15 protein-coding genes are annotated in these 13,133 nt (G+C 38.6%); 8 read left to right on the top strand and 7 right to left on the bottom strand.

From position 1 onward, the window contains the following. Nucleotides 1-3 precede the first annotated feature (3 nt). The 3 genes from opp4C to ACFO3P_RS20335 form a co-directional block, all read right to left on the bottom strand. Complete coding sequence (opp4C, locus tag ACFO3P_RS20325) at nucleotides 4-924, bottom strand: oligopeptide ABC transporter permease (protein WP_042533657.1); 921 nt, start codon at nucleotides 922-924, stop codon at nucleotides 4-6. A 17-nt stretch (nucleotides 925-941) separates the two neighbouring features. Next, nucleotides 942-1,898, bottom strand: a complete 957-nt coding sequence (locus tag ACFO3P_RS20330; protein ID WP_042533658.1) for an ABC transporter permease — start codon at nucleotides 1,896-1,898, stop codon at nucleotides 942-944. Nucleotides 1,899-2,083: 185 nt separating this feature from the next. Beyond that, on the bottom strand, nucleotides 2,084-3,808 hold the full coding sequence (locus tag ACFO3P_RS20335; RefSeq protein ID WP_226894660.1) for an ABC transporter substrate-binding protein: 1,725 nt from the start codon (nucleotides 3,806-3,808) through the stop codon (nucleotides 2,084-2,086). Between the two features lie 376 nt (nucleotides 3,809-4,184). Here ACFO3P_RS20335 and ACFO3P_RS20340 point away from each other — a divergent pair, with 376 nt between their 5' ends. Further along, nucleotides 4,185-4,340, top strand: coding sequence for a hypothetical protein (locus ACFO3P_RS20340; RefSeq protein WP_193062013.1), 156 nt, complete (start codon nucleotides 4,185-4,187; stop codon nucleotides 4,338-4,340). A 422-nt stretch (nucleotides 4,341-4,762) separates the two neighbouring features. Next, on the top strand, nucleotides 4,763-5,707 hold the full coding sequence (locus ACFO3P_RS20345; protein ID WP_193062014.1) for a bile acid:sodium symporter family protein: 945 nt from the start codon (nucleotides 4,763-4,765) through the stop codon (nucleotides 5,705-5,707). Between the two features lie 43 nt (nucleotides 5,708-5,750). Here ACFO3P_RS20345 and ACFO3P_RS20350 read toward each other — a convergent pair whose 3' ends face one another. Then, nucleotides 5,751-6,080 (bottom strand): hypothetical protein, encoded by a 330-nt coding sequence (locus ACFO3P_RS20350; RefSeq protein ID WP_042533662.1) that lies wholly within the window; start codon nucleotides 6,078-6,080, stop codon nucleotides 5,751-5,753. 311 nt (nucleotides 6,081-6,391) lie between these two features. On the opposite strand from ACFO3P_RS20350, the gene ACFO3P_RS20355 reads away from it, so the two are divergent. The 4 genes from ACFO3P_RS20355 (at nucleotide 6,392) to ACFO3P_RS20370 (ending at nucleotide 9,487) form a co-directional block, all read left to right on the top strand. Next, the gene (locus ACFO3P_RS20355; RefSeq protein ID WP_193062015.1) at nucleotides 6,392-7,204 is read left to right on the top strand and encodes a transporter substrate-binding domain-containing protein; all 813 of its coding nucleotides are present in this window, start codon (nucleotides 6,392-6,394) and stop codon (nucleotides 7,202-7,204) included. 125 nt (nucleotides 7,205-7,329) lie between these two features. Next, the gene (locus ACFO3P_RS20360; RefSeq protein WP_175297054.1) at nucleotides 7,330-7,980 is read left to right on the top strand and encodes an amino acid ABC transporter permease; all 651 of its coding nucleotides are present in this window, start codon (nucleotides 7,330-7,332) and stop codon (nucleotides 7,978-7,980) included. Next, nucleotides 7,980-8,702, top strand: a complete 723-nt coding sequence (locus ACFO3P_RS20365; RefSeq protein WP_042533665.1) for an amino acid ABC transporter ATP-binding protein — start codon at nucleotides 7,980-7,982, stop codon at nucleotides 8,700-8,702. Before ACFO3P_RS20360 ends, ACFO3P_RS20365 begins: the two co-directional genes overlap by 1 nt. Before the next feature lie 140 nt (nucleotides 8,703-8,842). After that, complete coding sequence (locus ACFO3P_RS20370) at nucleotides 8,843-9,487, top strand: YczE/YyaS/YitT family protein (protein WP_052485052.1); 645 nt, start codon at nucleotides 8,843-8,845, stop codon at nucleotides 9,485-9,487. Between the two features lie 121 nt (nucleotides 9,488-9,608). Here the strand turns inward: ACFO3P_RS20370 and ACFO3P_RS20375 are convergent, their stop codons facing one another. The 3 genes from ACFO3P_RS20375 to ACFO3P_RS20385 are packed head-to-tail and all read right to left on the bottom strand — an operon-like array spanning nucleotide 9,609 to nucleotide 11,340. Beyond that, nucleotides 9,609-9,740, bottom strand: coding sequence for a hypothetical protein (locus ACFO3P_RS20375; protein WP_256706186.1), 132 nt, complete (start codon nucleotides 9,738-9,740; stop codon nucleotides 9,609-9,611). An 18-nt stretch (nucleotides 9,741-9,758) separates the two neighbouring features. Continuing rightward, nucleotides 9,759-10,883 (bottom strand): NAD(P)/FAD-dependent oxidoreductase, encoded by a 1,125-nt coding sequence (locus tag ACFO3P_RS20380; protein WP_042533669.1) that lies wholly within the window; start codon nucleotides 10,881-10,883, stop codon nucleotides 9,759-9,761. Next, nucleotides 10,876-11,340 carry a DinB family protein gene (locus ACFO3P_RS20385; RefSeq protein WP_042533670.1) on the bottom strand — a complete coding sequence of 155 codons (465 nt, stop codon included), beginning with the start codon at nucleotides 11,338-11,340 and terminating at the stop codon, nucleotides 10,876-10,878. The genes ACFO3P_RS20380 and ACFO3P_RS20385 overlap by 8 nt, the downstream gene beginning before the upstream one ends. Before the next feature lie 178 nt (nucleotides 11,341-11,518). Here ACFO3P_RS20385 and ACFO3P_RS20390 point away from each other — a divergent pair, with 178 nt between their 5' ends. Then, nucleotides 11,519-12,442 carry a manganese-dependent inorganic pyrophosphatase gene (locus ACFO3P_RS20390; RefSeq protein ID WP_193062016.1) on the top strand — a complete coding sequence of 308 codons (924 nt, stop codon included), beginning with the start codon at nucleotides 11,519-11,521 and terminating at the stop codon, nucleotides 12,440-12,442. 145 nt (nucleotides 12,443-12,587) lie between these two features. Continuing rightward, nucleotides 12,588-13,064, top strand: coding sequence for an SRPBCC family protein (locus ACFO3P_RS20395; RefSeq protein ID WP_042533672.1), 477 nt, complete (start codon nucleotides 12,588-12,590; stop codon nucleotides 13,062-13,064). Nucleotides 13,065-13,133 lie beyond the last annotated feature (69 nt).

The following is a 13,133-nucleotide window of genomic DNA, read 5'->3' on the forward strand; positions in this document are numbered from 1 at the left end:
TAATTACCTTCCTTTCATGTTTGGATCAATGGAGTCGCGCAGTCCATCGCCTAATAGATTTACCGCAATAACCGTAATGAAAATGGCTACACCAGGAGGAATCCAAAGCCATGGTCTGTTGGTAAAATCGATTAACGTATTCGCTGTATTAATCATGTTTCCCCATGAGGCAGTCGGCGGGACAACACCCAATCCGAAGAAGCTTAATACCGATTCGCTTAAAATAGCTCCCCCGACACTTAATGTAGCCGTTACAATTAATAAAGGAACGACGTTTGGGAGAAGATGATTTAATACTTTTCGTTTATCACGCAGCCCCAATACTTCGGTTGCTACCATAAACTCTCTTTCTCTTAAACTGAGAACCTGGCTGCGGATCAATCGCGCGAGGCTCGGCCAGTTTACCAGACTTAACATAATCATAACAATATATAATCTTTGCTCTGCCGGCACCTGCCACTCTGACATAATAGCAGCCATGATAAAAAGAAGCGGAAGGCCGGGTAAAGTCATTAAAATATCAGCAATACGCATTACAATTTGGTCGATAATACCACCATAATATCCTGCTAGAATACCAAGAATGCCGCCAATTGTTACGGCCAGGAACATTGCCCCGATTCCGACAGTCAAGGAAATTCTGCCGGCCAGCATTAATCTGGTAAGTACATCTCTTCCTAAGTGATCCGTTCCAAGCCAGTGTGATAAATTAGGGGCCTGGTGAATAGCTTGCGAGTTAGTGCCAGCGGTCATATATGGGGAAAAGAAAGGCCCGACGAAACTGAATAAAAACACTAATAAAAGAATAAGTAATCCGGCAATAGCCATTTTTCTTTTTAAAAAACGTTTCAAAACTTCTTTCCATAAAGAAGATTTTTGAACAGTGTGACCTGATTGAATCATTTCATTACTTGAATAAGCCATTGTGCTCGCCCCCTCTACTATTTAACTCTGACACGAGGGTCAGCAATTCCATATAGAATATCTGCGATTAAATTACTAATAACAGTTAGTACAGCAATAAACATGGTAAAGCCCATTAATAAAGGGTAATCCCTTACAGAAAAAGCCTGCATATAGATAGCGCCGATTCCCGGCCAGTTGAAAATCTGCTCTGTGATAATTGCTCCGCTGAATAGTGCCGGAAGCTCAAAAGCAAATAAAGTGATGGCGGGGAGAAGGGCATTTCTTAATGCGTGTTTATAAATAACAACTTTTTCCTTCAACCCTTTTGCTCTTGCGGTACGCACAAAATCCTGTTTTACTACTTCCAGCATATTTGTTCGGAAATACCTGGTCAGGCCGCCAATTCCAAGCATGGTCAAAACAATGACAGGAAGCACCATATGCTCTGCGATATCTTTTATACGGGCCCAACCAGTATAATCCGCTCCTGAAGTTGTCATACCGCCGGCAGGAAACCAGCCTAGGTCAACAGCAAAAAATTTAATAGCGATTAGACCGAGAAAGAAAGAGGGGATGGCCATTGCTCCGAAAACAAGAATCGTCACAAAGGAATCAAAAAAAGAATATTGTTTCGTTGCTGAGATAACCCCGATAACAAGTGCGATTCCCCATGTTAAGAATAAAGATGCAAAAGCAACGATAAAAGAGCTCCATATGTAATCATTAAGAACTTCCGTAACAGGTCGCTGGAATTGAAGGGAGTAACCTAAATCTCCCTGAAATAAATTTCCCAGCCAAATAAAGTAGCGGGTAATGGTAGGCTGGTCAAAACCGTACAGGGCATATAATTCCGCTTTTCTTTCCGCTGTTAAATTTGGATCTGTATCAATGAAATTACCTGGAATCAAGGAATACAAAAAGAAAATAAGAATAGATGCGCCAATCAGCGTTGGGATTAAATAAAGCAACCGTTTGACAAAATAATTGTTCATGTTGATGCCCTCCTTTTAACTCATGATTGATATAAGGCTGCAAATTTTAAAAAACAATATGTAAAAAGTTTTTATTTCTATAAAAAAGCAAGAAGATTCCTATCTAAGATGAAGACAGGAATCAACTGCTTTATATCATTGGACCTGTATGAATAATCACTGCTTAACTATTTATTCCGGTTTTATTATTCCGCGATTCGCAAAAGCTCCAAGCTTGGTGCAATGCCGCGAATGCCATTTGGTTCAAAACCTTCTACCCGTGCATTTGTACCTGCTAATACTTTATTATAATTAAGCAGGATCATCGGCGGATCCTCTTGCAGTTTTGCATACAATTCATGATAAGCTTCTGCGCGTTCGTCAATATCGCTGACAGCTACGGCAGCATCAATCAATTCATCCACTTCTGGATTATCATAACCTCGAAAGGTGCTGTCATTATATTCTGAGTGGAATGCCTCTACACCAATATGCGGATCTGGCTGCATCGTAGTGGAGAAAGATACAAGATCATGGTCTCCGTTATCTACGCGAGATAATAATGCATTGAAGTCCATTTGTTCAATTTGCAGGTCAACTCCAATATCACGGTAGTTTTCCTGTGCTAAAGTGACAAAAATATCATTTCCGCCGCTTCCATCTGTTGTAAAGAAATAAACTCTTAATTTCTCACCATCTTTTTCACGAATGCCATCAGATCCTTCTTCCCAGCCTGCTTCTTCCAGCAATCGTTTTGCTTCTTCCGGATCATATGGGAAAGCCTCAATCTCATCTGTGTGAGCCCAGGAAACAGGTGCAACAGGAACATTAGCTAATTCAGCATAGCCTTGGAACCGTGTATCGATGTACGCTTGACGGTCCAGCCCAAGATTGAAAGCAATACGGACATTAGGATCCTGGAAAATTTCAGATTCATGGTTAAATGCAACATAGCTGTAATTAGAAGACGTGTAAAGGTCAATATTTGCATAACCTAAAGACTGTAATAATTCGAAATTATCCTGATCTGCCGGGAAAGTACTATAATCTAATTCCCCAGTTTGGAAGAATTGCTGTGAATCTCCTTCAGAGGTTCTATAAATAAATGTATCTATTTCCGGCTCGCCATTATAGTAATGCCCGTTAGAAGTGAAGCGGATTTCTTCCCCTGGATTATAAGCTTCAAATTTAAACGGACCAGCACCGACTGGTTCTAGATGATAATCACTAATATAATCTAAATCACCTTTTGAATAATCAGCACCATAGTATTCTTCGCTGAGAATTTGACCGCCAAGCATGGTTAATGCTCTTGCATTGGGCTCCTCCAGCTGGAATTCGATTGTTTGGTCATCAATGACGTTTATGCCTTCAATTTCTTCTGCATTGCCTTCTTTGTAATCCAGTCCGCCGACTACATTGGCTTCAGTGATATCCGTGGAACCTGGATAGGATGGGTCATGAAGAAGCGTGATAGTAAATGCTACATCCTCTGCAGTAAAATCTGATCCATCATCAAATTTTAAATCATCTCTTAAATGGTATGTATAAGTTAGTTCATCATCAGAAATTTCCCAATCTTCAGCTAGACGAGGGTAAGGTTCACCCGTTTCATCAATATCAACCAAGGGAGGGAACATAACGGATTGTACATTGCCATCATAACCGCTTGTATTAAAATATGGTGTAAATACACCGCCTGGTTCTTGCAGACCGACAACTACTGTATTGCCTCGATTAAGTGCTAGTTCTGGAGAGCTGTCCGGATCACTTGCTTCAATTTTTGTATCTTCTACAACATCTAATCCTTGTTCACCTTCTTCGGTTGGGGCAGCTTCACTTTCTTCGTCACCTCCCATTTCCGTATTACATGCTGCTAAAAATAAAATAAGTGCGGTAAACAAAATTAAATAGTACTTTGGAACTTTCATTGAATTTCCTCCCTGCATATAGTTTTAATGAATAACTATAATTTAACCTCATAAACCCGATAAGTCAACAGGGGATTTAAAGTCAGATTTTTCTGTTAATCTGATTTTTTATGAAAATATTGGGAGAAGCTAAGTATCGAAAGGTTTTCCGATTCAGAATAATTTTTAATTAGAACAGGAGAAGCAGTAGTAATACTTGTTTCAACAAGCCGGATTATTATATGCTTAACGCAGATTATTTTTTACTTAAACCACACGAAGCATAGAACGAGAATAATAGAATATAAAGGAGAAGAAGGATGTTAGAGCTCGGATTTCTGGATTGGATGCTGATTGGCCTGTGTGCCTTTATCTGGAATGAAAGGGTGGAGAGAATATGAATAGCAAAGATTCCGTAGTGAAAACTGGAATTGGGTTCGGTTCTGTATTGGCTATAACTATCTCTTGGAGTGTAAATCAATCTATTCTATGGGCTATTATTCATGGTGTTTTTGGATGGCTCTATGTAATTTATTATGCATTAGTGAGATAAAAGAGACATGTATTTATGCAAAATATCACTTTATCAAAAATACGAAATCATTCAAATAATGAGTATTTTGGTATTTTTTAATGGATTTATGATTATAGGTATTGTTCAATTCTTAAATCGTTTTGAACACCACACTAACAGCCGATATCACTAACTCAAAAGGAGAGAGAAGACAAGATTTTTTCTTGTGTGAGAGTAAATGAAAATGGTCTGTCCTTTTTATTCAGTGATTTTTTACAAAAGGTCTAGACGTATTTATTTGATATTTGGTATGATAAAGAAATATCTTTTATTTCTTGCTAAAAAGGAGAAATGCAATGTGGCTTCCATTGAGTTCTTTCTTTCAGGGGATAGAAGATTGAATTATTTGAATTTTTATGATAAGAAGCCATTAATGAACGTATTTTTAGGAGGATTTGGAAGTGAAGATTTTAGAAAGAATCAGTGCCTTTGCAGGTAATACCTTTGCTTTATGGGTTATTTTATTTGCCATCGTCAGTTTTCTGTTTCCAGGCGGATTTACTTGGATTGCGCCGCATGTAAGTATTTTATTAGGAATTATTATGTTTGGGATGGGGTTGACACTTACACCTCAAGATTTCAAGGATGTATTAAAAGCTCCTAAAAGTGTATTCATTACTGTACTTGCACAATATATTATCATGCCGCTCTTAGCATATGGTTTGGCTGTTGTTTTTCAGTTGCCGCCTGAAATTGCAGTCGGTGTTATTCTTGTAGGGTGTTCACCTGGCGGAACGGCATCCAATGTCATTACATACTTAGCGAAAGGGAATACGGCCTTATCTGTATCCGCAACAACGGTATCCACTTTATTGGCGCCTGTGTTGACCCCGGCATTAACACTTCTATTGGCGAACCAATGGATGCCGGTTTCATTTAAGGATATGTTTATCCAAATATTACAGGTTGTCCTTGTTCCAATTATTTTAGGGTTTGTGATTCGGTTATTATTCAGTAAACAAGTAGAAAAAAGTATTTCTGTACTGCCGCTTGTTTCTGTGATTGGTATCGTCGCCGTCGCCGCAGCAGTTGTATCTGTAAATAAAGAGGCCGTAGCAACATCTGGATTACTTATTTTTGGTGTCGTTGTGCTGCATAATCTATTAGGATTGTTGCTTGGTTTTTCGATTGCCAGACTGTTTAAATTGAACTTTTCAGATCGAAAGGCAGTCTCTATTGAGGTTGGTATGCAGAACTCTGGACTTGCCTCCACCTTAGCATTAACATTCTTTTCCGCTACGCCGATAGCTGCTGTGCCAAGTGTGCTCTTTAGCATCTGGCACAATATTTCTGGTCCGGTGCTTGCCACATTCTGGTCAAAATATGATGATAAAACGAATCATTAACAAAAAATCTCTAGCAGATAGATATTCTATCTCTAGAGATTTTTTAATGTAAAGCGTTCATTTCATTCTTATTTATTTTTTCTCCATAGGCGGTTACCGTTCCATCAGATATTGCTTTTAATAGAATTTGTCCGTCCTCTAATGCACTGCTGGGGAGGATGGACGGAATAGGTCCTGAAATTGATTTTCCTTCTATATCATAAAAAAGGAATCCTTCTTTTTCATCCTTAATAAAAGCATTTACTTTCATGTTTGGGGGAATAAGCAGCGTTAATTTATCTGTATCATTCCAGATTACCTTCACTAATAATTTTTTTCTCTGTTTATTTTCAACAAATGCTTTCCATTTCAAAATGGAGATACTTTCTTCCATACGGATTCTTTCCTCCTGTGTAAATTGCCGGATCATTCACTTTCAAAAACAGTATAACAGATTCCGGTTATTTTTGCTTGAGAAACCTGAATTAGGGGATTTACCTATGAAAAAGAAAGGATTTCCGATGAATTCCAAGTTTAAAGAACGTAATCAGCGGGTGATGAGGTGAAATCACAAAATTTGCATATATTTTCTGAAATATGGGTTAATAATGAATTTTTAATAAAAATAGAATTTTGTTATACTTAGATGTATGGTACTTTATTTTATCCATATAAATGAAACTAATTCGTAGGGGGTATTTTTGGATGTTTAGTAAAAAGAAAACTTGGGTTTTCATGCTGGCACTTATTTTATTACTAGTTTTAGCTGCGTGTGGTGGTGGAGATGATACTTCAGGAGATGATGGGGAAGCAGACGCAGACAACGGTGATTATGATTTAAATGATTCGTACACTGTTGTAAGTGATAATTCTTTCGTTCCATTTGAATTTATGGAGGATGGGGAGCTAGTTGGTTTTGATATTGAATTAATTACTGCAGTTGCAGAAGAAGCGGGATTCGAAATTGATGGAGAAATTCAAACAACGAATTTCGATGGGATCATTCCAGGTTTACAAACAGGGCAATTTGAAATTGCCGTTGCTGGAATAAGTATTACGGAAGAACGAAAAGGTACAGTGGATTTCAGTGATCCTTATTATGAATCCGGTATCACCATTGCTGTCCCAGAGGATAATAAGGATATTAATAGTTTAGAGGATTTAGAAGGAAAAACAATTGCAACCCGGTTAGGATCTACCAGTTCACAATTTTTAGAGGAAAACCTGGAGGATAAGACCATTGATACTTATGAACAGCTGGATCAAGTATATATGTCAGTTGAAAATGGGAGTGCTGATGCAGCCGTATATGATCTTCCTAACGTAGAGTACTATATTGCAACAACTGGTGATGGATTAAAAGCAGTTGGTGATACTTATCAGGCAGAAGATTATGGTATTGCAATTTCAAAAGGAAATGATGAATTAGTAGCTGCGATTAACGATGCATTGGCAACGTTACATGAAAACGGAACATATGATGAGATCTATGATAAATGGTTTGGCGCTTCGGAGTAAGAAATAAAGCAACAAATGCTTAATTGAAAAGCGAACTATTAGTGCAGTTGACTTGGCAGGGATAAAATAAGGAGCTGGCAATCTTATGCACGGCTCCTTATTTTATGTACCAGAGAGGTGAGGAAATGTTTGATTTTACACAGGTAATTGATTTTTTACCGCAGTTAGGTAAAGGCTTATATTATACGCTATTAATTTCTATTATTGGCTTATTAATTGGTTTTGCTTTAGGCGCTATATTCGGTTTAGGCAGGATATCAAAAAATAAATTCTTTTTTATTATTGCATCTATTTATGTAGAAGTTATTCGAGGCACACCGGTACTTGTTCAAGCTATTTGGATTTTCTTTGCATTACCAATTATTACCCAGTACAATATGGATTCCATTACTGCCGGAGTTGTTGTTATTGCGATAAACTCTGGAGCATATATTGCAGAAATCGTTCGCGGATCGGTTGATTCGATTGATAAAGGGCAAATGGAGGCTGGACGTTCTTTAGGACTAAATAAACACCAGACAATGCGTTATATTATCTGGCCACAGGCTTTTAAGCGAATGATACCGCCGCTTGGTAATCAATTTATTATCAGTATTAAAGATACCTCCTTATTGTCTGTTATATTAGTTCCAGAATTAATGTTCCAGGGCAGATATATAGCATCGAATCATTTTAACGCAGTAGAGATTTATACAACAGTAGCTTTGTTTTACTTAGTAATTAATTTCAGTCTGTCCTTATTGCTGCGTTATATAGAAAGAAGGTTGAAGTATTGATGATTACAGTGCAGGATTTACACAAGCGTTTTGGAGATAATGAGGTTTTAAAAGGAATTCATTGTGAAGTGGAAGAAAAAGAAGTCGTGTGTGTGATTGGGCCCAGCGGATCAGGTAAGAGTACGTTTTTACGGTGTCTTAATTTATTAGAGGAAATTACAAGCGGAGATGTGATTGTAGACGGCTACAATATAAGGGATAGGGCAACAGATATTAATATGATTCGAACAGAAGTTGGAATGGTTTTTCAGCAGTTTAATCTGTTTCCGCATAAAACGGTGATTCAAAATGTGATGCTTGCACCTCAAAAGGTTCGGAAGCTTTCTCCAAAAGAAGCAAGGCAAAGGGGAGAAGCTTTATTAGAAAAGGTGGGACTTGCTGAGAAAGCAGATCAGTATCCGTCCCAATTATCCGGAGGACAGCAGCAGCGTGTAGCGATAGCAAGAGCTCTTGCTATGGAACCGAAAATGATGCTTTTTGATGAACCAACCTCTGCACTTGATCCGGAGCTTGTCGGTGAGGTTTTGGAGGTAATGAAGCAGCTTGCGAAAGAAGGCATGACAATGGTGGTGGTCACACATGAAATGGGATTTGCCAGAGAGGTTGCGGATAGAGTATTATTTATGGATGAAGGTATTATTATGGAAGAAAATACACCGGATATCATTTTCAATAATCCAGAGTCTGAGCGAACTAAAGACTTCTTAAATAAAGTTTTATAATTATAGAAGAGAGCTGGTTTCATGATTCCTCCAATCATCGGTAAACCTGCTCTTTTTATTTCCTCCCAAAAAGCGTATACTTATTATAATTATGGATATATCCTCAAGAATTATTTCATCTGGAAAGAAGGGAGCTTATTTTGGTTAAATCATTTCGATGGTTATTTTTTTTGCTGGGAATAATGATTTTCAGCGGCGGTATTTCACTGACCATTAATATGCAGCATTTAGGCATCCACCCGTGGGATGTATTAAATGTCGCGATGTTTGAAAGGGTCGGGTTTACAATTGGAACATGGAATATTATAATTTCCATGATTTTGATTGTTGTCTGTTTTATTTTAGACCGCAGATATATAAAGGCAGGTACTTTTTTTAATGCCGTTCTTGTAGGGTCATTTGTGGATTTCTATCATTGGACAGGAATTCTTCCGGAAGCGACCAATACGTGGGTGGACATTCTATTTATATTAGCTGGTATTTGTATCATGGGGTTTGGCGGAGGACTGTATAATGCGGCAGGTGTCGGATCCGGCCCGCGTGACGGCTTTATGCTTTCGCTTGCAGATAAATTGAAAGCGCCGATTGGCAGAGTCCGGATTATCACGGAATGCAGTGTGCTTGTTATAGGGTGGATTATTGGTGGACCGGTATTTATCTTTACATTTATTTTTACATTCATTCAAAGTCCGATATTTCAAGCTACTTATTTAAAAATGGGGGAGTTTGTTTTAAAGGTAGAATACAACCAAAATAAGAAAAGAAAGGAAACCCATGTTTCCTAAGGATAAAAAAAGAAAGCGGCTTGATACAGAGCAGAGGCAGGGAAATCGTATGTGCGTATTAGAAAAATAGATATACTTGTGTCAAAAAAAGGACCGGCTCAACCGGTCCTTTTTCCAATATTTATACTAAGTAATCAACTAAAGCTGCAATACTTTCTTGATTCTCATTAAAGTTCTGCAGCCATAACCAGGTAAAGAAGCCTGTCAGGAGAATCAGAAGAAGAATAATAAGAACAACATAAGATCCCTTCAAATGAGCCACCTCTTTTCATTACTGACGCTTTAATGCAGATGATACATCATAATGCTCTAAAATGATATCTGTTTCTTCATGTAAAGCTAATTTTGCAAGCTGCTGTCCAAGATAAGGGCCCATTGTCAGTCCGGATGAACCGAGTCCGTTTGCTAAAAGAATATTGGAATATGCAGGCAGTTCGCCAATAACCGGCAAGAAACCGGGTGTGTACGGGCGAAAGCCGACCCGGGTTTCCAAAATGGTTGCTTCTGCTAACTCTGGTGCAATCTCAAGCCCTTGATCTAAAATTTCATGTACGGCTGCTGCGGTGACGCGATAATCAAAATTAACCTTATCCTCATGAGTTGACCCAATGACGAAGCGGTTGTCATCCTGCGTGAGTAAATATTTTGTTCCAGGAGGCATAACTACCGGCCAATGTGCTGTGTGTAAACATGGAATTTCCAGATGCATAATTTGTGCCCGCTGGAACGAAACATCCAGATGGATGTCCAAAGGGTCTACGGTTTCCTTCATCCAAGCTCCGTTCGCCAAAATGACTTTTTCGGCATCAATGACCTCATTATTATACTCCACACCGGTTACCGTATTACCAGCTGTGTATAATTTGGCATCTCCAGATAGAAGGGAAGCCCCATTTGCTTTGGCAGCATTTCTTAAAGCCTTTACTAATTTTCTTCCATCGACCCGCGCTGCTCCACTGATAAAGACAGCCTGGTAATCCTTTTGCAAAATGGGAAAGCGCTGATATGTTTCTTCGGCATCCAGACGGATAATATCACCGATTTCTGGAGCGTCTTCCCGGCGTTTATACGCTCTTTCTTCCATACCGTCTACTTTTTTGGAGTCTGTATGGAGGCTGAGTGCTCCTACCTGTTTATAACCGGTATCCTTCTCGCCGAGATTTTCTAAATCCGCTATAAGCGATGGATATATCCGGGCGCCATTTTTAGCAAGATGATACCACTTTTTGTTACGGCGCTGGGAAACCCACGGGCAAATAATTCCTGCTGCTGCGTCCGTTGCTTGACCTTCATCGTGCCGGTCAATCAGAATGACCTCTGCACCTTGTTTTGAAAGATAATAGGCGGTGCTGGAACCTAAAATGCCGCCGCCAATAATAATATAAGGTTTACTCATTTTTATCCCTTGAAATAACCTGATACATGCCTTTGATTTTACCCAAAAGCTCTGCTTCGCGGAAGGAAAGCATAATCAGCAAATCGCCCTGAGTCTCAACGCTGCCGAATGGAACTTTAAATTGTACATTCGATTTCCAGAATAAATCATTAAATTCATTAATACGCTGTTGTTGCAGCTCTAATGCTTCTAATAACGTTTCTAAACTGGGCGGTTCTTCCGTCCAATCCTTTGGGCTTGTCCCAGAGCTGAAAAGTTCAGCATAGCCAGCTGGTATATTTTCTGATTTTACAGGGTAGCGGAATAAGAATTTTTCCATGGTTACGAGCGCGTGGCCTAAATGCCAGCGGATCGTTGTATCAAAATAGTCTGCCTGCACATCGATACTATTATCATCCAGCTCGGAAGCAAAGGTGAGCAAAGCAGTACGTGTTAAGTTAAATTGTTTTCTTGTCATTTCATCAATCCTCCAATGATACTAATTATAATCTAATAATGATTATTTTTACAGTATTTTGAGGCGGAATCAATAATATTTCCAGCATTTTTTTACAGAAACAAGATTAGGGCTGGAGCATAGGACATTAAATGTGATAATCTATATATGGAAAGTTTGTCGAGGGAGGAAATCAAAAATGTCAAAAACACTTATTTTCGGACATAAAAATCCAGATACGGATACTATTTGTTCCGCATTAGCTTACGCTGATTTAAAAACAAAATTGGGGGAAGACGTAAGTCCTGCACGCTTAGGTGAAGTAAATGGGGAAACAAAATTTGCTTTAGAGCAATTTGGAGTAGAAGCTCCAGCACTTGTTCAGAAATTAGAAGATGGCGCTGATGTTATTTTAGTAGACCATAATGAATTCCAGCAAAGTGCTGATAACATTGAAAACGCGGTTATCCACGAAGTAATCGATCACCACCGTGTATCCAATTTCCAAACCAAAGAGCCGCTTTATTTCCGTGCCGAGCCAGTGGGATGTACCGCAACTATTTTAAACAAAATGTACAAAGAAAAACAAATTGAATTAGATAAACACATTGCAGGATTATTATTATCCGCTATTATTTCCGATTCTTTATTATTAAAATCACCGACGTGTACAGAAGAAGATGTAAAAGCAGCGCAAGAATTGGCTGAAAAGGCTGGAGTGGACCTGGAAGAATACGGTTTAGAAATGTTAAAAGCCGGTGCAGATATCAGTGATAAAACGGTTAAAGAATTGATTACCATGGATGCTAAGGAATTTGCAATGGGCGATGCAAAGGTAGAAATCGCTCAGGTAAATGCAGTCGATGTCAGTGAGATTTATCAGCTTCATGATGAATTAGTAAGTGAAATCACGGCAACTGTAAATGAAAAAGGATTGGATTTATTCTTGTTTGTTGCAACTGATATTCTAAATAATGATTCCGAAGTATTAGCAGTAGGACCAGAAAAAGCTAATGTTGAAAAAGCATTCCATGCCACTTTAGATGAAAATGATCGTGCTTTATTAAAAGGTGTTGTTTCCCGTAAGAAACAGATTGTGACAGCTTTAACAGAGCAATTTTAAAACGGTATATAAAAAAGTGAAATCCCCTTACCTGATTGGTGAGGGGATTTTGTTGATATCGATTTACTAGTAGAAGGATGTTGAGCAATTGATAAGAAATTTTAAGCGTTTTGATTTGATAAACTGAAAAAGAGGAGGGATTTTGATGAAGGAGGAACCGATAAAAAGAAGGGTAGACACTGCATCAAGAGTGATTATGGCATCCCCACAAACCATTTATCAAGCATTTATAAACCAGGAAGCACTGATTTCATGGCTGCCGCCAAAAGGAATGTCAGGTCATGTGGATGCATTTGACCCTAGGCAGGGAGGAACTTATAGGATAACTCTTACGTACGAAATGGATAGTGCGCATTCTGGTAAAACTACAGATAATACAGACGTAACGCAAGGCAGGTTTTTGGAGCTGGTTCCAAACAAGCGCATCGTTCAATCCGTCAATTTCGATTCCGGAGACTCGTTATTTTCAGGAGAGATGATTCAAAAATGGCTTTTTGAAGACGCTTCAGAAGGCACAAAAGTTACTGTCATTTGCGAGAACGTACCTGAAGGAATACGAAAGGAGGATCATGATATAGGTTTAAAATCCACATTGGAGAATCTTGCTGTCTTTACGGAATAAAAAAAGTAACCATTGTTTTAAATCCTCCCTATAGAAAAATGATAAATAAAAAAAGCTGATCAATGATGA

Origin of the sequence: Oceanobacillus aidingensis, assembly GCF_042654105.1 — a bacterium.
Classification (GTDB): domain Bacteria; phylum Bacillota; class Bacilli; order Bacillales; family Amphibacillaceae; genus Oceanobacillus; species Oceanobacillus oncorhynchi.